We start from the raw sequence: 21,646 nt of genomic DNA on the forward strand, positions 1-21,646 counted from the left end.
CATCCCTACATGATTTATGAAGTGAAGCAATCATGATTCGAGACATTCTTACAAATGGATAATATTTTTAATATATTTATTTTTCCAGTTATTATATTATTTTTTATTCGTGAATTTCTCTTTTATTAATTACTTCATGCTGTTAAAATACCTGATTTAATTAAATTCTGTTACAAAATATCGTTTTATTTTTATTAAAATCACTTGCTTTCAAAATCATTTGCAACTAAACAAGATATTCCTCCGTTAAGAATAAGGTGAAAGGCCTTCACATACTAATTCAGTTAATGAGAGGGATTATTATGAAAAAAATGTCGAAAGCGATTATATTTGCATCTTTAACACTAATGTCTGTATCATCCATGCTGGTTATTCCTGCAAGAACAGTTCAGGCAATGACTGCTACTTCTGTCACCTTTCATATTGGTAAAAAAACAGTAATCGACTATAGAGGAACACATTATTTAAAAAATGCTCCATACCTCTCTAACGGTTATTCAATGGTTCCAATTCGAGCATTAGCGAATGGATTAGAAATACCGGTTACTTGGGAAGAAAAGAAGGAGCAAATCACTCTTACTCTCAACAATACGACATATTCCATCAAATTAAATGACAATCGTATATGGAAAGAAGACGGTTCGTACATCCAAATGCCTGTAAAGGTTATATCTCTGGATGGAAATGCCTTCGTGCCATTGCGTGCTATTGCCGATGCACTCCACAGTAACATCGTTTGGCAGTCGGATACTAGTCAGGTAACTATATCTAAACCGAAAGAAATAAAAAGTATTAAATATAGTTTCTTATTTGACAAGGATACTGACAACTGGATTGGAGAGTTCGCAGACTTGCCGTCCAAAGGCGATAATAAAATTTATGAACTCGAACATAAGAGAGAACTCCTTCCTCTCCCTAGGAACACTGAAAACTATGGATATAAGCTTAAAGGTATGAACCGAAGCGATGACTTATTTATGTTCATGTATAGAAAAATATCTGGTCTTCAATCCAATACAACATATGAAGCTAGTATGACATTCGATTTATATACGAATGAAACAGGAGGCAGTTTCGGTGTTGGCGGATCACCTGCGGAAGCTGTTCATGTAAAAGCTGGGGTAGTCAATGTTGAACCGAAGCCGATTATAGTAGATGATTACTATAGAATGAGTATCGATACCGGAAGTCAATTTGAGAGCGGAAAACACATGCAGCGGATCGGTGATGTCGCGAAACCAGACTCGGATAAGGAAGGATATCAACGTAAGCCTTTCAAATATGAAACTAAGATAACAACCGATAAAAACGGCAATGCCTATCTAATAATTGGTACGGATTCTGGATTCGAAGGACTGTCCACTTTGTATTATGACAATATACAGGCAGAATTTAAGTTAAGCCGTTAGTAAATAAAATAAGATGACTAAGAGGTGATCGCTTCCCGGTCAACGGGAGGGTTCACCTCTTTTTCTCGCTATTTATTCTCAGTTCTTATTACGTTTTAACTATTAAGAGCAATTCACATAAAAACATATACGTTTCATCAAACTTCCCATCGTCACTTAACAGCTCCCGCGGTTATACCCGCAACAATGTAATACCCCGCTCCGTTTATATAGGAAGCTTCCTCTAGCTCTCTCGGCAGCGATTTGAAGAAACTGACTGTTATGCCGTAATTGCTTTACTAAATTCCTGGTTATTCGCCCTCCAGCCTACTCCAAAATCTACGCCGTTCCCCCAACCATCCGAAGTGTAGAACAAATTATTATTAGTCCCATTTAACGGTTCATCGAATGAAATGTCTTCTGTGGAACTTCTAATCAAACAAAGGTAAATACGCTTTGTTCTTCTCCAGCATTTCATCAAGCATCCGCTCTGCGTCATTCGCAGAAGAAACGAGTGGATGATGCGCCAATGCTAATAATGCCACCCCCTTGTCTCCGGTAATTGCTGCTTCGATCGTCAACTGTTCATATGTTTTCACCGCGTGAATCAATCCCTTTACAGAAGAAGGTACCGCGGTTACCGGTTGAGGAACTGGACCTTGCTTGGTTACTCGGCAATTCACTTCAATGCAGGCGTCATCAGGCAGAAAATCTAAAATGCCTTGATTAGAAACATTCAAGGTCTGAATATCTCCCGAGTCGTTGTGAAGTGAATTCATTAGCCTTACAGCCGCCTCCGAATAGTAAGCCCCACCGCGTTGTTCGAGCTGCTTTGGCTTCTCGGAGAGCTCCGGATTCTGATAGATCTCAAATAATTCATCCTCAAGCCGCTTCACCATTTCCGCACGTGTTTCACCCCGAAGTGCCGCTGCTTGTTGTTCCTCCAAAATTTCTCGATGAAGATAAAAGTATTTCAAGTAATAAGATGGAATAGCACCGAGAGAATGAAGAAGACTAGCATTCCAATCATATTGCGGAACGTTCTTGGCCGAGTACCCATCACGATTACCAAGTAATTCGATTAGCTTAGGCTCTCCATCAACCGTAATGTGATTAATCCAGTGCAAGTGATTAAGACCGACAAACTCGCATTGAATTCGATCAATGGGTACGGAATATAAGGAAGATAGCCATTTGTATGCTGCGATAGGTGAATTGCATAAACCAATCGATCGTATTTTCGAATGTTTGTTAATGGCTTCTGTTACCATCCCGGCAGGGTTTGTGAAGTTAAGCAACCACGCATCGGGGCACAGCTCTTCCATATCCCGGCATATATCAAGCAGAACAGGAATCGTACGAAGGCCTTTCATCATTCCACCCGGCCCTGTCGTTTCCTGTCCAATCATCCCGTACTTCAAGGGAATTGTCTCATCCCAGCGGCGGGCTTCCAACAATCCGACACGCATTTGTGTTGAAACGTAATGGGCTCCATCTAACGCTGAGCGCCTGTCTAGCGTCAACTTGACTTCGATGGGCAGCCCAGACTTCTTAATCATTCGCTTAGCAAGTTCTCCCACAATAGAAAGCTTTCGTAATCCTTCTGAAATATCTACTAATACGATTTCAGTAACTGGAAACGTATTATAATTCTTGATAAACCCTTCTATTAGTTCAGGGGTATAAGATGATCCTCCACCGATTACGGCAACTTTTAAACGATTACTCATGATGTTCTAATCTCCTTCACCGATAATTTCGCTTCCAATAGTTCGTAGACGCTCGCCTCAATATCGCAGCCTGAATCCTCCATGGCTAATAGAATCGCTCCCGCAACTGGTTCCATCGTCAGCATTCGCAATGTGCAATCCGGAGCTGCCTCACCCACAACTTTTTCAATGTACGGTGCTATGTACTGACTATCACCTCGAGTCAGTATGCTGCCAACCATGACGAGATCGAACCTTTCTTCTTGCATGCCTAATTTTCGGATGACCGCACTAGCTGCCAATCCTAACTCGGTACCTTGTCGTAGCAGGATACAGCGTGCAACCTCATCCTCCCCAGCATATTCAAATAACAATTTCGCTAAATCATGAGGAATTCTCATCCCTTCGTCTAGATATGAATTATACATTTGTTCAACGGATGCATATCCTAAAGCTCGAAGAACAGCATTAGTTAATAAAGTCTCACCTTCTCTTCCCTCCCAAGAGCGAATTACGGCTCGAAACACTTCCACTGCCAAATCTGATCCTCCGCCGAAATCACCAAAAGCATATCCAAATCCGCCGCATTGGAAGCCTTGACCTTGCTTATTCATGCCATAACAATTCGTCCCGCTTCCGCATATAATTACGACTCCAGCTGATTGCTTAGTTCCCGCCCTAAGTCCAATGACTGTATCGCACACAATACTATGTTTATGAAAGCCTAATTTCGCAATCATCGGTCTCAATACTCGAAAGTCTGCTTCTCGATCGGCGCCTGCTAAGCCAAACATCGCGAACTCGATTTCAGATTGCTCGATTCTCGCCTGCAACAAAGCCATATTAACTGCTTCTCGAATATTACGGTTAGCAAGCTCAACCCCTAATTGATGGTTGCCGCACCCGCTCTCTCCTCGTCCGATTATATTTCCTGCCGAATCAGATACGACTGCGAGCGTTTTACTGCCTCCGCCGTCAACACCTAAATAATAATTCAAGGTTCCCACTCCCATATCTAATACCGAAAACTGATAGCCGGATACACCTATGTTGTGAATAAGCACACAACACATTTATGATGGCTCCGGCTAACAACTTGTTTCGTTATATTTTTTTATTTCATTTCTAAGTTGCCTTTTCTTTACTTTGTTCCTCTGGTGATTCTTACTTTATGTGCTTCTTCATCCCGAACCAGCTTGACGCCGATTGTTTCTGACAAGACATGTAGAGGTGCATAAGCATGGCCATGCTTCAGCACAACTGGTTTTTCCATTGTTAACTTCTTCCCATTAATGATGACATCTTTTGAATTTATCACGAAAATCATTTCTGTTTTGGATTCAGCATCATAGACGATAATCTGATGATTCTTCACATCCCATTTCACTGTTGCATTCAAACCCTCCATCAGAAAACGAAGTGGTGCCATTTCCGTCTGACCTAATTTGAATACCTTGAGCTCTTGTTCATCTTCGATAAGGAGATCGATGAATTGATTCTGATTTTTAGGTAATGATGTATCCACGTTAGGATTAGGCATTTGTTTTGGCAACGTGTATGCGATCCTATCGACTTCAGCAATCTGGGGTGTTCCTGGGTAGACATAATCGTTCGCCCAGCCATTGGTCTTCGTTGCCGGCCACATGTTCGTGAGGATATAGCCAGGAACGGAGGGCAGTGCACCCCTCGAGCCGTTTTCAGTATGAACAAGCTTTCCATCTACATACCACTTGATCGAATCCTGAGCCCACTCAAATGCGTAATCGTGGAAATCATCCGCCGCATCGAATCCTAGCGGAATAATAGTCGAATGCATACCGACACCGTTAGTAAAGTAGTTTGTTTCGAATTGGGTTGTATTTTTACCAAGGATCTCAACATCAATCTCATCGGCCTTGCCATCTGAATCGGCTCCATAGGTGAAAAAGCCAGTTACAACGCCATCCCCTTTGACCGCCTTCATCCGAACCTCGAATTTCCCGTATCCATAACGCTGCGTCGAGGCATACTCCCCAGAAGCGTAAGGCTTCTCTGAGCAAAGCGCCTGATCTTCCGAACATGGTTTATCATCAATGATCAATTTCAATTTACCGTCTTCGAAGAAAACATGATCGTCTCTCCAGCCGCTTAGAAAAGTACCACCATTGGACCATCCGTTAGAGGCATACCAGCGATCCGGATCTTTCTGATCAAGTGAATCTACGAAAGTCGTACCGAAAACTTCCGGCTGTGCAGCTTCCTCAGCCATAGCAGTAAAGGGCAATGCAGTAAACATAGCAGCAATAATCGATAAGAGCAGCGTTGATCTGAGCTTATACTTCACAGATAGGCCTCCCTGAGCATGTTTTTGATTATGAGCTTTATTTATGTTTGCTTATGTTTTCTTGCCATCTCTCGGTATTGTATTTTAAAAGTTGTTTATATCCTGCCTTCTGCGCATCCTTCTCTGCTTGATCGAGAATTTTAAGTACCTCCTCTTCAGATTTAGCGCTAATAACCGCTTTTGCATTTGCTTTCTCATAGATTTCAGTAATCGATTGCGCAATGATGCCTTCCTCTGAATCTCCGGCAGGTGCTAGGTTCACAAACTCTGTCGTATTCCATTGCGTCTTCCACGTAATTTCCGACTGCCAATAAGTCTCCCAACTACGTTTTTCGGCAGGCAGTGTTGATTCAAATTTTGATTTTGAGTTATCTATATACACGGTATTTCCGTTCCATTGGAAGTTAACGAGTGAGTTCATCAATTCATCGCGACCTTTCTGATCGCTGGTGAACTTTTCAGTAAACAGCGGCGCCTCATCGGAGTCCGTTCCTTCCCAGTAAAGACCTTCTGGTCCCCACATGATTGTTCTTTGACCTTCAGGCCCAGTAAACCAGTCCAAGAAGGCAAAGATCGCTTCAGGATCTTTGGCTGATTTAGTGATGACGCTAACGTTCCACCCTAACTGTTTATAATCGCCAGGGAAAATTTTGTTTTTATCGAGTCCCTGCTTATGAATAGGCCAAACCATAATATAGCCGGCGTTTGGATCTTTCGCTTTTAACGCTGCGTCACCCTTCGAACCAAATTCGGTTGGGCTGGAAGCGGCATAGACTGCGATTTTTCCTGTTACGATTTTCTGCTCAACCTGCTCCAATTTCTGAGTGAAAGCATCCTGAGAGATCAGCCTCTCGCGATATAGCTTATTCGCGTACTGCAGTGTTTCGCGGTAGATGGGATCTACGAAAACGGAAGTCAGCTCATTTCCAGAAGGGATAGCCATCATGTTAAGACTGCTGTACAAGTATGGCCGGTTCTCAGCAAATGCGGATGTTAGAATTTGAATGCCCTCAGCCCCTTGGCCAACTTCGAAAGGCACGACATCAGGATATTTCGATTTCACCTGCTGAAGATATGCATAGAGATCATCCGTTGTTTCCAAACTTGGGGAACCTAGCTCCTCATAGATCTTCTTGTTGACTAGATAACCAGCGTTGCCGTTTGGCTGCGTCGTATACCAATTGGGGAACTGATAGAGCTTACCGTCAGAAGAGCGAAGCATATCCAGTGTTGACTCTCCTGCCCATTTCTTAAGATTCGGATATTTATCCAAATAATCGTCGAAGGGAACAAGCAGACCTTCGGCTCGAAGTCTCTCCACTTCAGCTCCTCGCTCCATCCACATGACATCTGGCAGCTCGTTCGAGACAATCATCGTATTTCGCTTTGTCTTAGCGGATCCACCTGAACTGATTGGAATAACGTTTACCTTCTTATTCTCTTTAATCCACTTTGTAGCCAAGTCCTCGCCCCATGGCGGCATCGTATACCAGTCGTAATCCCCGTAAAATGAAAATTCCAGAGGTTGTTCACCCAGAACAAATCCGGCACTTTCTGTCTGATTACCGTTGCTCGTTTTCGCCCCGTCCGGCGTGTTCACGTTTTGTGATGAATCATTGTTTTTTGTGCAGCCCGTCAAAACCATTAGTACGATAAACACAGACATCAATGCGTTTTTACTAAATTTCATTGAATTGACTCCCTTCAGATTTTTCATCTATGGTTTCAGCAAATGCTTTGAACCCCATTTATTCCTTTAGTGAACCTATTAAAACACCTTTAACGAAGTACTTTTGAACAAATGGATAGACACAAAGTATCGGAACTGTTGCTACCATCATGGTGGCCATCGTCAATGATTTTGTCGTGACCGATTTCATTTTGTTCAAATGACTGCTAGCTGATGAATCAATTTGGGACATCTGCTCGTTCATGATATTAGAGTTAAGAATTTGCTGTAGCTTAGTTTGTATCGGCAGCAAATCGACATTAGAAATGTAGATACTCGGAGCAAACCAATCGTTCCAGTGATAAACGGCGGTGAATAGCGAAAGCGTTGCGAGTACCGGGCCCGACAAAGGGAATATGATTCGGAAAAAGACACCCCAATTTGTACAGCCATCTATCTTAGCGGACTCTTCAAGTCCAGTAGGCATACCCATGAAAAATGTACGGAAAATAATCATGTTCCAAATGCTGATTAATCCGGGAATAACCATGACCCAAAAACTATTCATCAATCCAAGCTCCCTAATCAATAAGTAACTTGGAATTAGCCCCCCGCTGAAGTACATCGTGACAATGCAGGCAATCATATATAGCTTGCGTCCCATTAATTCCCGTTTGGTCATACCGTAAGCAAAGATCGACGTTGCCAATATCGTACCGATCGTTCCCACGACTGTACGAAGAATTGAAATAATGAATCCATCTATGAGCCGCTTATCTTTAAAAACGACCTCATAATTCTCTAGCGAGAATACGCGAGGCCAGAAGGTTATTCCCCCCTGCATCGTATCCGTTCCTGCGTTTAAAGAGATGACAGCGGCATTCCAGAAAGGATAAAAAGAGGTGAATCCAAGAATGCCAAGCGCGATATAAATGACGAAAGTTAACGTCTTATCACCAAATGAAGGTTTCATCATTTGTCTAACTCCTTCCCCGTTACCATAAGCTGTTGCCCGTTTTTCTCGCTAAGTAATTTGCTCCCGCCAGTAGCCCAATGCTGACTACCGCTTTGAAGGTACCTGCTGCCGTTGCATAAGAAAAGCGAGAATTTTCAATACCTATTCGGTATACATAAGTATCAATGACATCGCTTACATCTCTAAGAACTGGATTAGAGCCGAGCAGGAGAATATCCTCAAATCCCGCACTAAGCAAATTCCCAATTGCTAGAATGGAAAACACAATAATGACCGGCATAATAGAAGGAATTGTAATCGTAAATATTTGCCTAAATTTACTTGCCCCATCCATAGAAGCGGCTTCATATAAATGCGGATCAACTCCAGCGATAGCGGCAAGATATACAATTGAAGCGAAACCAATCTCCTTCCAAACGCCCGTTGTCACTAGAATTCCCCAGAAGTATTCAGGCATGGAGAGAAAATTAATCGGTTCGTCGATGAAATGCAATTTTTGCAGAAGAATATTCAAGCTGCCATTATCTGTTGAGAGTAAAGAAAGAGCAAATCCTGATACAATAACCCAAGATAGAAAGTGAGGTAAATAACTAATCGTTTGAATTACTCGCTTATAGGTCCGGTTCCTAACTTCGTTCAGCATTAACGCCAAAATGATCGGTGCCGGAAATCCAATAATGAGCTTAAGCAAACTAATGACTATCGTATTGCGCATGACATCCCAGAAAACAGGAGCATTGAAAAACATTTCGAAATGCTTGAAGCCGACCCAAGGACTTCCAAGAAACCCCTTGAAAATGCTATAGTCCTGAAATGCGGTCAATACACCGTACATCGGAATATAACTGAAGACAAAAATAAAGAGCATAGCCGGCAACGCCATCAACTGAATGTCCCACTGTCGGATGAAGCGTCCAAATCCGTAGGTCTTCGTATTAGACTTTTGTTTTATTTGGATACTAGATTTCTGCAAGACTAACCCCCCGTTCGCGAAAATACGACAATATCATTGAGAATGAAGTATCTCGTTTCTACTTACATATTACCTTTGAAACACGCTGATATCTCCGCCATACCAATTAATAACTGACACTATCCAACTGTTATTGTTCATTCCAACTTTTAAAAACCCGCGGTGTAACACCGATGTGCTTCTTGAATAAACGATTAAAATTAGATAAAGTGTGAAAACCGCATTCATGTGCTATCTCGGTTATTTTCATGTTTGTATTCTCAAGCAGAGACACTGCATGCTCAAGGCGAATATGAATCAAATATGCTAATGGCGCCATTCCAACCAGACATCGAAAAATATCATTAAACCTGGAAGGGCTTAAAAACACGAGCCCAGATAGCTCTTCTATGGTCCACCCGTGAGCATATTTCTCTTCCATTGCATGAATCACGATACGTACTTTTTCTAATTGAACATTATTTAGTTTTTCTTTGGGTTTAACCATCTCTTCCATACGGAAATGGCGATTTACTGAAGCTAAAAACCGAAGCAAATGGGAAAATACCATGGAGGAATAGGACTGCTGCTCCTTCACATGCTCGTCCTGCAAATGTAAGAGAGTTGATCGCAACTCTTCTATTATTGGCTGATTCCGATCTAGCAAATTGACGAAATACGTGCCCATTTCTTTAAATGGCGACAAAATTTCTGGATCGGAACGCAGATAGCCGTGAAACCATGAGGCATCAAAAGTAATGACCAAGATGACCAAATCCTTCGACTCGTATGCGCAATGAAGATCATTAGAGTTGATTAATAAAATATCATCTTGCTGAAATTCGAATTTTTGCCCATTGATTATGTAGTAGCCTGTACCAGATTTAATTAAATTAATTTCCAACACATCATGCCAATGAAATTTTTGATAGAAAGAGTTAACCCCCTCCGTATCTGCCACATAAATGGGATACTCCTTAGGCATTTTGAATTTCTCTTTAGGAATATCTTTTGTTTTAGAGAATGTCATAAACTTCACTCCTTATTTTATAAGTGTTGCTCCTCATTTTTGTGACCGCCTTGTTTGTCTTATAACCATATAAAACTATCAGATTTCCGATCTCGGCTGGGAAACCAATGGATATTACACCACTTTAAGTATTATTTTTCTTCTGTACAAGAGAAAATTTTGTACCAATTAAATGTATTTGGAGCTATATAAGATATCCAACCCGCTTTATTTGCAACCACAATTGATGCGTAAGCAGGGAAAACATAGGAAAGGAGCATAAAACCCACATCCATGGAATGTGGGTTTCTAACAATCATTATTCTTCTCGATATAGGATCATTTCCGCGTGATAGGGAACGTAGTCCCGAAAATTGCCGTCCGCAGTAAACCCGGTACCGTCTACATCGATATGATCCCCTTTTATCGTGTACACACCTTGGTATGCGCACTGTCTTTCACCGCGGGCTTCTGTGCATTTGTCTTAAAGTTTTCCACTCCCCCTACCTACTTCTCCAATTCCTCTCTCCCCTGCAGGGACTAAGGCACAGGAAAAAGCCAAGAAAAGAAGATGGGAGGGGCTTTTGAGCCGGATAAAAGAGCGGGTAAAAGCCTGAGAAGTGCTGCTGGATTGCAGTGGTTCTATATGCCGAAGGTAATGCCTGAGAAAAGGATTGGAAGGGCACGTTGGGCTTCTTGTAAGGGAGGTCTGGGAAATAGGAAAGCCGACGTTATCAGGGGGAATACCTGAAAATCGGTCGGGTTGCGTCAAACTTTAAGCGTGGTGGACTCTGTGAGATAGTTGCAGACTTTAAAGTGAATGCGCAACTCTAATTACTAATTCATGATTTTTTTATTAACAGACAAATATTTGTAGAAAGAAAATAAAGTAATAGACCGGTCCCAAAGATAAAAACAGCGTCAGCGTGGACAAGAAAGTAAAGACCTAGACTGACGCTGTTTTATTGAGCTATCGTCTCCCGTTAGCTTAACAATTCACCTGCATAATTAACATATCACCATCAACGAAAGAAAAAACCTTAGAGATTGGACAAGCAGTTAAGTTAGTTGAGAATTATCATAATTTATAGCAATTGTGAAAATAAAAACACCCTTTTCATGTGCCAAGGTTAAAGTTCCCCCATGAAGATTAATAATATTTCTAGATATGGAAAGCCCTAATCCACTCCCTTTCTGAATGCCATCGTTATTCCGAGAATCATCAACCTTATAAAAACGATCAAATATTTTTTCTTCTTGCTCTTGCGTAATGGGATGGCTTTTATTTTCGATATCGATGTAAAAACGATCCTGTTCGCTCCGTAATAATACTTCAATCTTTCCCGGTTTTATCGAATAGTTAAGAGCATTTATCAACAAATTATCGATAGCCCGAGCAAACTTACCACTATCTATTAATGCCATAACAGGGGAGTGGCCCGTCTTTCTAATGACATGAATGCCATTTTCCTGAGCAAGCGGCTCAAATTCAAACAGCATTTGTTCCAAAAGCTGGTGAACATCAATCTGTTTCAATTTTAATTGGATATCAGAACTTATGAGGCGGGTATACTCAAATAAATTATTGATTAGCTTTTTTAAATGAAGGGCTTTGTTGTAGGTGTTTTGAACGAAGCGTGTATATTCATCTCTGTTTTGAAAGGAATCGCTTCTCAACAGTTCTAAATAACCAATTATACTGGTAAGAGGCGTACGTAAATCGTGGGATACACCTGTGATCAGTTCCATTTTAGAATTTTCAACTTTGCGTTCCTTTTCGATCTGCTGCTGCAATTGATCCGTCATTATATTAATGTTAAGCGCGACCCGACCAAGTTCATCTTTTCGGATCACGGGAAACCGATAGTTTAAATTGCCCTCTGCGATGATTTGAAGCCCATCTGCCAAAGCGATAATATATTTAACTATTCGGCGGGTCAGCGTATAAAACGAAAAAATGAAGGTTATGACAAAAGTAACTGGGGCCAAATTAAATAAATATTGCCCCACTTGATATTCATTAACAAGCATAAAGGCACCATAATTTACAAATATGAAACTTAAACATCCAATGACAAAACTGAAAACGAAAGCAAAAAAGAATGCAAAGCGAATGCTTTTTCTGGCATTTTTGAAATTGAGCACCTTAATTTTCAATTTTGTATCCTACCCCCCAAACGGTTTTGATATATCGTGGTTCACGGGGCATATCTTCAATCTTTTCTCGCAAATTGCGAATATGCACCATGACCGTGTTATCTGAATATCCGAATGGTTCATTCCATACATTCTCGTAAATTTTGTCTGTGCTGAAGACTCTTCCAGGATGGCTCGATAGCAACTCCAAGATAGAAAACTCACGCGGTGTCAGCGAAATCTCTTTCCCTTTCATCGTTACGGCATGTTTTTCCTTGTCGATCACAAGGTCTTGGATGTGTATTTGGGTATCGTTCGTTTCTTTCTCATTGAATATTTGCCGCCGTAGCTGAGCTTTGACTCTAGCCAGCAACTCTAACGGATTAAACGGTTTCGTAACGTAATCGTCGGCACCCGTCGTAAGGCCTGTAATTTTATCAAGGTCTCCTTCTTTTGCCGAAAGCATAATAATGGGGAGTGTGTATTGCTCCCTGATTTTTAAGCAAGCCCGAATGCCATCCATTCGCGGCATCATCACATCTAAAATAATCAGTTGTACGGGATTAGACTGTAAAACATCTAAAGCCTCCTGACCATCAGTAGCTTCTAGCACTTGGTATCCTTCGTTGCGTAAATATACATGAATGACATCACGGATTTCCGAATCGTCATCAACGACAAGAACAGTAACCATTATCTCTGCTCCTTATCTGTGTGGTAATCATGGCAAACCTGGAAAGTTGTTGCCTATCTTTTATTCTAGCACTAAACCGGCAACAACACTTCATTAGCTACTTGTAATATTCGAATGAAACTACACAATTGTACGACTCTGCTGGTTATTCATCACGCCATCATCCCTTTTGCGGCATACATAAACAAAGGCTGGCGGAATATTGAGAGGCACTAAATCGATTTTTTCGATCACAAAATGATCTAATAAATGCTTTTTCATTTGAAGCGAGTATTGAAAAGCTATCAAATAACCCTCTGGCTTTAATGCGGTGGTAATTTGGTGCATTAAATCTTCTCTTAGTTCACGCTCAAAATTAAAGAAGGGCAACCCGCTAATGATACAGTCCAATTGATCGACCCCGTACTTATTCATAATGCTATTCATATTACAAGCGTTTGAATGGCAAATAAATTGGGGGTAGCTTTCTTGCAAGTTGCTCCTCATTTTGTCATCTATTTCAAACAAGAACACTTTATTGGAGCTATCGATTTGTGGCTGAATAAAGCGTGTGATAGCTCCTGTGCCTGAACCAATCTCGGCAATTGCGGTTACTTCATTCCAAGACACAGCTTCTACCATTTTTCTTCCTAAAAACCTTGAACTGGGGATAATGCTCCCGATTTGTTTTGGATTTTGAATGAATTTTCGCAAAAACATGAGATGCTGATTGGATGTCAATATATATTCCCCATTTTTTACTTATTTTCTTCATGTTCTGGTTGGATTATACCGTTAGGATGGGCTAGAGTGAGCTTTGCCTTCAGCTTGATGGTGATAACAAAAAAAGTAGCAACTCCGAAAGCAACTGCAATCCATTTAAGGTCAATTAAAGCCAGCAATTTTAATATATAATCTCCAAGGAAGCTGCCAAACACAAAGATAGTAGCGGTCCATACCAACGCGCTGGAATAGGAGATTAAAGCAAACTTTCTGTATGGGACACCACTAAAACCAACGATTATGGGCATCATATACCGAATGACCGGAAATAAAATCCCAAGGCACATTGCCCTATTTCCGTGTAGTTGAAAAAGCGCCTCTGCTTTCTGAAAATAACGGTTGTTTTGAAGTTTTAATCTAAATTTGTCTCCAAGAAATTGGCCCGAAAAATATCCCAAAGTAATCGCTGAAAGTAAGCCAGAGAGGATAGCGAGATATACAATCCACGGATTTAATAGGCCGTTGCCACTCCATATACTTCCGGTGAGTATCGTTATTTCATTAGGAATGGGAATTCCAAATGGACCGAGGCAAAGGGCTAGAAAAAAAAATAGATATCCAAATTGATCAACTAATTGAATGATAGTATCGCTGATCATGTATTAATCCCCCCAATGAACTTCAATAAGGCTATAATAATATAAAAAACTTAGGGGCTTATGGGGATATTTCTAAAGAAATTCTGAAGGATGACAAATTCATCGAACCAGCCAATGCATTCTCGCGAACAGAAATTCATGCAAAAATGATATCCTCATTGAGCTAAAAAGAGGTCAACCAGTAATAACTGGCTGACCTCTTTTTACAATGATGAACGATAGTTAAATGCAAGGGCTCCCTCTATCTTTAAATTCATTTTTTCTAGTATGATATGTAAGAAAACTTAAGCTGTAAAATACTTTGTGTAAACTACTATTCTATTAAAAAAGAAATAATGCCCTCTATTAAGCTAACCTGCCCGTTAGCTTAACAAGGAAATGGAGCAGCTTCCGCAGCAAACTGCTCCTTGTTTTATAAACTATCGTTCCCCGTTAGCTCAACGAAGAATGTGTTGCCAGTATGGAGGCAACTCATAGTCCCTAATGTGTTTGTATTCTAGAATCATTACAGCTCCTGTATTATCTACACGAAACTTCATCGAGTCCATCCCTACATCTAAATGAGGTCCCACATACGGAATCACTGTAACATTAACATCAATATGCGAAGGATGGTATTCAACGTTTAATTCAGTCCCTCCTAGAAAAGGCGAAAACGTAGGTGACTCTGTTAGTTTATCTTCATAATATCGATTAATCTGTTCCTGTATATTTGGAGTTAACAAAGTAAGTACAAGCCTTTCCAATGGTTCTTCGTGTGGTTTAGCGTAAACTGGCTGTATAAGCACGAAGGAAATGATGACTGCTAGCAGTAACCCGATATAGCTTTTAACATTCACTATAAATCACCCCATTGAAGTAATTTCCGTTAAGTGAGTTAGGTTTATGCATGCAACAAAATAAAATGAAAATCCATTAACGTAATCTGCCCGTTAGCGTAACGGAGATCTACCACGCGGCAGCCCTTCTGGTGTTCAACTATCGTTACCCGTTAGTGTAACTTCACCTAGCTGAGTTACCTTTTCGATTACGACTATCCTATGTCTTTTTGTCAACAATGACCACAATGGCTTGAAGTCGAGAGTGGGGCAACATGTTCCGCTTCCGGCCATAAACACAAGTGTCTTTCCTCCATTCCCTTCCGAAGAAACATGCATTTCATGGCCATTGACGTTGACAAGTTTTCCTGGCGCTATGTGTAATTACTTTCTTAACAAAAATATGGAAATGCTTTTTTGAAGAATGTATAAAATTATTAAACCTTTGGGAACAAAGGTGAATAAGGATAACGCTTATTTTGTATAATTTTGATAAATAACCTGTGATGACATTGCAGTTAATTCACAGATTGTGTACCCTTTGGTGATTAAATCGTGAATTATATACATACCAATGAAATATCCGCTTAAAGGATATTCGGTAGCATCATCACCACTCCACATAAAAAACTGACTCATTTTCTCTGCGGTCAAGGGTGTCCCAAATTCGTTTACAACCGCCTTTTCTAACGAATTTTTATTATTCATGAGTTCCATTGTTTTATTTATTGGCAATCCCATTACTTCCGCCACTATCTCAATAGTTAAGTCAAAATCACAACTGCCATATCTGAAAGCGACAGGACAATAAGTGCCCAAACCTTCCGATATTACCCGTTCGGTGAAGTCAAACATATCTATGTTTTGTAAAATAGCACCGCGCACCATATGATTTAGTTCATGCGGAATTAATGACTCGACGTTTGATTCACTTATATTTCGGTCAATTCCAATGTAAGCATAGGGGTTACCGTGATTAACCGGAAGCGCAACGCCTCCGTGCATACCTAGGTCAAGCCCAATGTATAAATCAAAATCGCCATGATAATTCAACAATTTAATGGTTTTATTCACTGTATTGACAATCTTATCAACAATACCGTTATTTATATTTTCTTTCGCTTTCGCAAGACAAGAATTAAAGTCACACTGTTCTATCATTGATTGCAAATTACTAATATCAGTCATATAAAAATACTTAAAAATACCGTCATATAAATCTGGATATTTTTCAGTATAACATTTATAAGCGTTAAATTTGCCCTGGATTATTGTCATGTTACACATCTCATTGTAGTTGTCAATCATTTTTATTATTCTCATCTAAACAACTCCCAAAATATAATTTTTAAATTTCCGAATAGACAGCATCGTAGTCATTTCATTCCTCCAAAGATTGGATATTTCACATTAAATATTCGTGGGAAAGTAATCCATTCCTTTTTTGGAATTGTGTTAAACTGCCCGTTAGCTTAATAAAGAAAAGAAGCAGCTGCCATAGCAAACTGCTCCTTGTTTGTTCAACTAACGTTCCCCTTTAGTTCAAAAAGTCACCTATTTATTTCAATGGTAATATTCGTTTTTTTTAGCAATTCATTGACCACATTCAGCGCTTCATCTCGCTGCTTGTAATCTATAGTACAATATCTAATCATATCTAAGTTGTTATTTATTTGTTTTAGCTCTCCTGCTATATCGTCAGGCACTGTTATCCAGGAAAAATTATGTTGCAATTCAGCGATACTGTACGTACCTTCAATAAACTTATGACAAGCTAGCTTAAACTCGTACAAACTATCATTAATTGGGGCCCAATCAGGGTCTCTTTTGTCCTGCTCTGTTGGCTTCCTAACATATTGAGTTGCTGTTTCCTCGCAAGCACCATACCTCATATAATTCTTTTGTGCCTCTACAAATGGTATCTTATTGGCTCCAAGATCATATTCATTCATTTTTTGAAAAGGGTCATCTTCCCAAAAACATACTGGGCAGATTTCATAATCTCCGTCACTGTCTATCGTTTTGTAACCGCAACATGGGCATGTATATTATTTCACATCACACCTCCATTACGATTTTCTCTATCATAAAACACCTAATCTCTAATTGCACTAAACTGCCCGTTAGCTTAATGAAGCACCGTCAGTCTAAGACTTTATGATTACGTAACAAGATATACCCTATGCAAGTGCTTCTTTCACGTGCAACGATACGATGACCATATTCAGTTTGAATAAGCGATTAAACGTAATAATGAGGGTATTCCTTTAAAATAAATTGTAAATCTCTTGGATGGGTGGAAATAATCTTCGAATGCGGTGGTATTCTTCCCACGTAACGTAATGCACGGAGTTGTATTTATTGCGAGAAGCCGTAATCTTATTGCTTACGATATTTTCCCGGAGGAATTCCGAAAGAACTCGTAAATACGCGCGTAAAATAATGTACGGATTCAAATCCAGTATCCATTGCAATGTCCTTAATCGATTTGTTCGAGTATTTGAGAAGGCTGGTTGCTTGCTCTAGGCGTTCTGCTTTAAGAAGCTGGACAAAGGTTAGAGTGTTGTATTCGAGAAATAATCGTGACAGATTCCGTTCGGAAACATGAAGATAATTCGCCACATCTTTAAGCTGAAGCGGTCGTGATAAGTTGTCATGAATAAATGCCTTGGCTTGTTGAAGGATCCGCTCGGGATCATTGTTTAAAGTAATACTATGTTCATGCTTGGGTTCTGCAAGAAAGCTATTAATCAACGTGGCGAGAAATCCACTGGCAAGCGGCTGCAAGATATCCTTGAGTCCATTCAGCTGTCCAGCTTGCATGAGAATAGACTGCCAAACAAGAACGGCAGGCAATTTCTGCGCATCATGAATAAGGAAACGCTCGATGAACTGCATACGCTTATAATTGGCTAATGCATGGTCTGTTGATTGACTTTCCATTATCTCGAAGCTGATCCACAGCAAGTAAAGAGAGTTCCCTTGATGGATACGGTGCCACACATGGGGGCGCGAGCAGAACAAATCTCCGCTCTTGAGTATAAATTCCAGGTTCCCTTCAACGTATAATCCAGTACCGCTGACGACGTAACAAATTTCAAAAAAAGAGTGCTTATGCATCTGGTTATCCAGATGTGAAGGTTTAGCGTTCCAATTATGAATGTGGAAGGACCCGCCTCCGCTTTCAAGGTGAGTGATTTGATTTAAGTAATTGACCGTAGATGTGAAATCCGAAATACCCCACATAATCACATCACCTATCCTTTAGTAGATTATGATCATTTTAACACGCTATTGGCGTAAATGTTTAAAACAATGGCGTATCCTTATAAATACATTTCCATTGCAAAGCTCTTATACTGGGGATGTGCAATAGTATTTCAAATGTGTATAAGGAGGATCTACCTATGATCACACAAACGGATGCGGAATTTTACAAAGATAATGGATACTTGTTAGTTAGAAATGTTTTTTCTCCGGAAGAGGTAGGGGAAATGTTGGAGGCCGTGGAGCGAATCATTAACAAGGCCGCCAAAAGTAAATTCGATGGAAATGCGACATGGCAGGGCGATTACATTCCGCAAGAAGAACTAAAAAAGCTTGTGCTCAAAGGGTTCCATGATGTTCATTATCATGAGTCAGCTTTTACTAAAGCAGTCATTCATCCTAACATGGTCGCCGTGCTGTCCAAGCTCATCGGTCCTAACGTCCAATTGCATCATAGCAAGATGCTCGTTAAACCCCCGGAGAAAGGTGCAGCATTTCCGTTGCATCAGGATCATCCTTACTTTCCTCATGAGAAGCATTCAATGCTGGCAGCCAGCGTTCATTTGGACGATTCCGATATTCTCAACGGGTGCTTGCGTGTCATTCCGGGTACTCATAAAGAAGGGCCGATTCCGCATGTCGGCATGCATTATTTGAATCATAAGGAATATCCCATTTCCATGGGGACACCTTGCGAGGCTAAGGCTGGTGATGTATTGTTTTTCAATTATTTGACGATACACGGCTCGGATGTAAATCGCAGTGAACGGCCGCGCAGAAATGTTTTGTTCCAATATCGTGACCCATCCGATCCGCCTACAAGTGATGTACATGTCAATTGGGGGCAAGGATTAATGGTAAGTGGCGAGAACCCGGTCTATCGGGAATACAAACCGGATATGCATGTGCTTAAATCTTAAATCACCAAAATTGTACAATAAAGTAAAGCGGCTAACGTGGAATTCTTTTCATCCGTTAGCCGCTTTATTTTTGTCCAAAAGTCGTAAAATATTTCATGTTTATCCTAATCCGATGCGGGATATTGTCCTCCTGTAAATAAGTCTGCCACTCCTCGCGTTTCCCCCTTAATCCCTCTCTGCCCTACTCCCACAAGACTTACCAGCCATTTCTCCTCCCTACCCCCCAATCACAAAAGAAAAGTAAGTTTGATGTAAAAGCAGGGAAAAAGACAGGGATAAGGACTTAGGTTTGAAGGAACAGAAGAGAAAACGATCGAGGAAAAGCCTGTACAGTAAGGAGAATTTAAGGCGTTAAGGCGAGTGATATTTAGGGAAAAGGGCAAAGAAAAAGCCGAGCGACAATCAGGCGTAATCCTGAAAATCGTTCGGCTCAGTGGTAAACTTTAATTGATAAGTGAAAGACTTAAATGCAAGTCTACAGATTTTTTTTAACTCCCCAACGCAAATCCCCTACTCCACCGTAACACTCTTAGCCAAATTGCGCGGCTTATCAACATCATGATGCAAAGCAAGTGAAGCATAATAGGAAATCAGTTGTAGTGGTACAACCGACAATGCTGGAGACAAGATCGGCAATGTTTTCGGAATCGTGAAGATTTCGTCAACTGATTTGGCTACTTCGACTTCTGAGCCCGCATTTGCAATAGCAAGGACGTGTGCGCCGCGCGCTTTTACTTCCTTGATGTTGCTTAGCGTTTTCTCATACAGCTCTTCTTGCGTTACAAGAGCAATAACTGGAATACCGTCCTCGATCAGAGCAAGCGTACCATGCTTCAACTCGCCAGCCGCATAGGCTTCGGAGTGAATGTATGAGATCTCTTTCAGCTTCAGTGAGCCCTCTTGTGCTACCGCATAGTCAACACCGCGTCCAATAAAGAATAGGTGCTTATGCTTGGAGATGGATTCTGCTACTTGTTTAAGAACAGCAGCCTGCTCCAAAATGTTCTCTACCTGTTCAGGCAGCTGATGCATGGCATCCAATACTTCGGCGATCTGTGCTTTTGATTGCGTTTCTAACGTTTCAGCCAAGTACAGACCGAACAAGTAGAATGCAATTAGCTGAGATGTGTATGCTTTTGTCGAAGCAACAGCAATCTCAAGTCCCGCCCATGTAATCAATACAAAATCTGCTTCACGAGCTACAGAGCTTCCGACAACGTTCGTGATTGCAAGGACACGAGCGCCGTTGCGCTGTGCTTCACGCAATGCAGCAAGCGTATCAGCCGTCTCACCAGATTGGCTCACTACGATGACAAGCGTGTCAGGCGTAATGATTGGTGAGCGGTACCGGTACTCGGAAGCTACATCATTTTCTGCTGGAATACGTGCTAGCGACTCAATAATGCTTTTACCGATAAGTCCTGCATGATATGCAGTTCCGCAGGCTACGATATGCACCTTGCGAATGGATTGGATATACTCAGCAGTCATACCAAGTTCTTTCAGATCTACTGATTTGCCATCTTCCGATACACGACTCATCATTGTGTCGCGGTATGCTTTTGGCTGCTCGTATATTTCTTTCAGCATGAAGTGATCAAATCCGGCTTTCTCTGCTGTTACTAGATCCCAATCGACATGGAATATTTCCTTGGAAATACTTTCGCCCTCAGTCGTCATCAGTTCGACACCATCACGTGTCAATACTGCCATTTCGCCGTCGTCTAAAATGTAGACGTTACGCGTATGCTCGAGAATCGCCGGAATATCCGATCCAATGTAGTTCTCGCCTTCGCCTACACCAATAACAAGCGGGCTTGCAAAGCGTACCGCAACAAGACGATCTGGTTCAGCTTCACACAATACGCCAAGCGCAAACGCTCCACGCATACGTTTAACTGCACGTTGTACTGCTTCAACGATATCGCCCTCATATTCGTCAGCGACTAGATGTGAAATGACTTCTGTATCTGTCTCCGATACGAAAATATGGCCTTTATCTTTCAATTCATCCTTCAAGTTCAAATAATTCTCTATAATTCCGTTATGCACAACGGAAAATTTCTTCGTATTGTCGGTATGCGGATGCGAGTTCACATCAGATGGCTTACCATGAGTTGCCCAGCGCGTATGTCCAATTCCTGCAAAGCCTTGAAGCGGCTCTTCGCGCAGCAAGCCTTCAAGATTCGCCAAACGACCTTTAGACTTCGTAATTTCGAGCCCGTTAGATGTGATGACAGCGATACCGGCGGAATCATAACCCCGATACTCTAACTTCTTCAAACCTTCGAGCAAAATGTCCTGTGAGTCGCGTTTACCAATATATCCTACAATTCCACACATAATTTAATAGGCCTCCGATAAGGTTTATTTCCCGTCCAAATCGGATGCTCGCCATTATGCGCACAGGCAAATATGAAGTTG

General features: G+C 41.0%; 18 protein-coding genes and 2 pseudogenes. 2 read left to right on the forward strand and 18 right to left on the reverse strand.

Translation table 11 applies throughout. The features are described from left to right. Positions 1–302 precede the first annotated feature (302 nt). Positions 303–1,409 (forward strand): stalk domain-containing protein, encoded by a 1,107-nt coding sequence (locus AC0YOD_RS22065; RefSeq protein WP_475801496.1) that lies wholly within the window; start codon positions 303–305, stop codon positions 1,407–1,409. A 259-nt stretch (positions 1,410–1,668) separates the two neighbouring features. On the opposite strand, the gene AC0YOD_RS22070 is transcribed toward AC0YOD_RS22065, so the two are convergent. The 17 genes and pseudogenes from AC0YOD_RS22070 to AC0YOD_RS22150 form a co-directional block, all read right to left on the reverse strand. Beyond that, positions 1,669–1,827 carry a hypothetical protein gene (locus AC0YOD_RS22070; protein ID WP_475801497.1) on the reverse strand — a complete coding sequence of 53 codons (159 nt, stop codon included), beginning with the start codon at positions 1,825–1,827 and terminating at the stop codon, positions 1,669–1,671. After that, the gene (locus AC0YOD_RS22075) at positions 1,820–3,118 is read right to left on the reverse strand and encodes a 6-phospho-beta-glucosidase (protein WP_475801498.1); all 1,299 of its coding nucleotides are present in this window, start codon (positions 3,116–3,118) and stop codon (positions 1,820–1,822) included. Before AC0YOD_RS22075 ends, AC0YOD_RS22070 begins: the two co-directional genes overlap by 8 nt. Continuing rightward, positions 3,115–4,095 (reverse strand): N-acetylglucosamine kinase, encoded by a 981-nt coding sequence (locus tag AC0YOD_RS22080; RefSeq protein WP_475801528.1) that lies wholly within the window; start codon positions 4,093–4,095, stop codon positions 3,115–3,117. The genes AC0YOD_RS22075 and AC0YOD_RS22080 overlap by 4 nt, the downstream gene beginning before the upstream one ends. A gap of 143 nt (positions 4,096–4,238) precedes the next feature. Further along, positions 4,239–5,420 carry a family 16 glycosylhydrolase gene (locus AC0YOD_RS22085; protein WP_475801499.1) on the reverse strand — a complete coding sequence of 394 codons (1,182 nt, stop codon included), beginning with the start codon at positions 5,418–5,420 and terminating at the stop codon, positions 4,239–4,241. A 37-nt stretch (positions 5,421–5,457) separates the two neighbouring features. Continuing rightward, positions 5,458–7,110 (reverse strand): extracellular solute-binding protein, encoded by a 1,653-nt coding sequence (locus tag AC0YOD_RS22090; protein ID WP_475801500.1) that lies wholly within the window; start codon positions 7,108–7,110, stop codon positions 5,458–5,460. Between the two features lie 58 nt (positions 7,111–7,168). Next, complete coding sequence (locus tag AC0YOD_RS22095) at positions 7,169–8,065, reverse strand: carbohydrate ABC transporter permease (protein ID WP_475801501.1); 897 nt, start codon at positions 8,063–8,065, stop codon at positions 7,169–7,171. A 19-nt stretch (positions 8,066–8,084) separates the two neighbouring features. Next, complete coding sequence (locus AC0YOD_RS22100) at positions 8,085–8,948, reverse strand: ABC transporter permease (RefSeq protein WP_475801529.1); 864 nt, start codon at positions 8,946–8,948, stop codon at positions 8,085–8,087. Positions 8,949–9,168: 220 nt separating this feature from the next. After that, entirely contained in the window at positions 9,169–10,047 is an 879-nt protein-coding gene (locus AC0YOD_RS22105; protein ID WP_475801502.1) for an AraC family transcriptional regulator, read from the reverse strand. A gap of 298 nt (positions 10,048–10,345) precedes the next feature. Next, positions 10,346–10,489, reverse strand: a pseudogene (locus AC0YOD_RS22110) (Atu4866 domain-containing protein); the annotation flags it as partial. A 596-nt stretch (positions 10,490–11,085) separates the two neighbouring features. Further along, positions 11,086–12,183, reverse strand: a complete 1,098-nt coding sequence (locus tag AC0YOD_RS22115; protein ID WP_475801503.1) for a sensor histidine kinase — start codon at positions 12,181–12,183, stop codon at positions 11,086–11,088. Further along, entirely contained in the window at positions 12,173–12,856 is a 684-nt protein-coding gene (locus AC0YOD_RS22120; RefSeq protein ID WP_475801504.1) for a response regulator transcription factor, read from the reverse strand. The genes AC0YOD_RS22115 and AC0YOD_RS22120 overlap by 11 nt, the downstream gene beginning before the upstream one ends. 120 nt (positions 12,857–12,976) lie before the next feature. Next, positions 12,977–13,555: a class I SAM-dependent methyltransferase gene (locus tag AC0YOD_RS22125; protein WP_475801505.1), complete on the reverse strand. Its 579-nt coding sequence runs from the start codon at positions 13,553–13,555 to the stop codon at positions 12,977–12,979. Positions 13,556–13,593: 38 nt separating this feature from the next. Next, on the reverse strand, positions 13,594–14,217 hold the full coding sequence (locus tag AC0YOD_RS22130) for a DedA family protein (RefSeq protein WP_475801506.1): 624 nt from the start codon (positions 14,215–14,217) through the stop codon (positions 13,594–13,596). Between the two features lie 437 nt (positions 14,218–14,654). Then, entirely contained in the window at positions 14,655–15,056 is a 402-nt protein-coding gene (locus AC0YOD_RS22135) for a DUF3888 domain-containing protein (protein WP_475801507.1), read from the reverse strand. A gap of 453 nt (positions 15,057–15,509) precedes the next feature. Continuing rightward, entirely contained in the window at positions 15,510–16,358 is an 849-nt protein-coding gene (locus tag AC0YOD_RS22140) for a DUF2268 domain-containing putative Zn-dependent protease (RefSeq protein ID WP_475801508.1), read from the reverse strand. Positions 16,359–16,837: 479 nt separating this feature from the next. Beyond that, positions 16,838–17,083, reverse strand: a pseudogene (locus tag AC0YOD_RS22145) (CPCC family cysteine-rich protein); the annotation flags it as partial. Between the two features lie 331 nt (positions 17,084–17,414). Further along, positions 17,415–18,281, reverse strand: a complete 867-nt coding sequence (locus AC0YOD_RS22150) for an AraC family transcriptional regulator (protein ID WP_475801509.1) — start codon at positions 18,279–18,281, stop codon at positions 17,415–17,417. A gap of 161 nt (positions 18,282–18,442) precedes the next feature. On the opposite strand from AC0YOD_RS22150, the gene AC0YOD_RS22155 reads away from it, so the two are divergent. Then, positions 18,443–19,222 carry a phytanoyl-CoA dioxygenase family protein gene (locus AC0YOD_RS22155; protein WP_475801510.1) on the forward strand — a complete coding sequence of 260 codons (780 nt, stop codon included), beginning with the start codon at positions 18,443–18,445 and terminating at the stop codon, positions 19,220–19,222. A gap of 510 nt (positions 19,223–19,732) precedes the next feature. Here the strand turns inward: AC0YOD_RS22155 and glmS are convergent. Then, positions 19,733–21,565, reverse strand: coding sequence for a glutamine--fructose-6-phosphate transaminase (isomerizing) (gene glmS / locus AC0YOD_RS22160; protein WP_475801511.1), 1,833 nt, complete (start codon positions 21,563–21,565; stop codon positions 19,733–19,735). Positions 21,566–21,646: the final 81 nt, after the last annotated feature.

The organism is Paenibacillus sp. J31P13 (assembly GCF_056269295.1).

Excerpts from the sequence above, each read along its gene's own strand:
- AC0YOD_RS22150 (WP_475801509.1), bottom strand. The coding sequence starts at position 18,281 with ATGTGGGGTATTTCGGATTTCACATCTACGGTCAATTACTTAAATCAA.
- AC0YOD_RS22120 (WP_475801504.1), bottom strand. The coding sequence starts at position 12,856 with ATGGTTACTGTTCTTGTCGTTGATGACGATTCGGAAATCCGTGATGTC.
- AC0YOD_RS22130 (WP_475801506.1), bottom strand. The coding sequence starts at position 14,217 with ATGATCAGCGATACTATCATTCAATTAGTTGATCAATTTGGATATCTA.
- AC0YOD_RS22075 (WP_475801498.1), bottom strand. The coding sequence starts at position 3,118 with ATGAGTAATCGTTTAAAAGTTGCCGTAATCGGTGGAGGATCATCTTAT.
- glmS (WP_475801511.1), bottom strand. The coding sequence starts at position 21,565 with ATGTGTGGAATTGTAGGATATATTGGTAAACGCGACTCACAGGACATT.
- AC0YOD_RS22125 (WP_475801505.1), bottom strand. The coding sequence starts at position 13,555 with ATGTTTTTGCGAAAATTCATTCAAAATCCAAAACAAATCGGGAGCATT.
- AC0YOD_RS22090 (WP_475801500.1), bottom strand. The coding sequence starts at position 7,110 with ATGAAATTTAGTAAAAACGCATTGATGTCTGTGTTTATCGTACTAATG.
- AC0YOD_RS22100 (WP_475801529.1), bottom strand. The coding sequence starts at position 8,948 with ATGGCGTTGCCGGCTATGCTCTTTATTTTTGTCTTCAGTTATATTCCG.
- AC0YOD_RS22105 (WP_475801502.1), bottom strand. The coding sequence starts at position 10,047 with ATGACATTCTCTAAAACAAAAGATATTCCTAAAGAGAAATTCAAAATG.
- AC0YOD_RS22140 (WP_475801508.1), bottom strand. The coding sequence starts at position 16,358 with ATGAGAATAATAAAAATGATTGACAACTACAATGAGATGTGTAACATG.
- AC0YOD_RS22065 (WP_475801496.1), top strand. The coding sequence starts at position 303 with ATGAAAAAAATGTCGAAAGCGATTATATTTGCATCTTTAACACTAATG.
- AC0YOD_RS22095 (WP_475801501.1), bottom strand. The coding sequence starts at position 8,065 with ATGATGAAACCTTCATTTGGTGATAAGACGTTAACTTTCGTCATTTAT.
- AC0YOD_RS22155 (WP_475801510.1), top strand. The coding sequence starts at position 18,443 with ATGATCACACAAACGGATGCGGAATTTTACAAAGATAATGGATACTTG.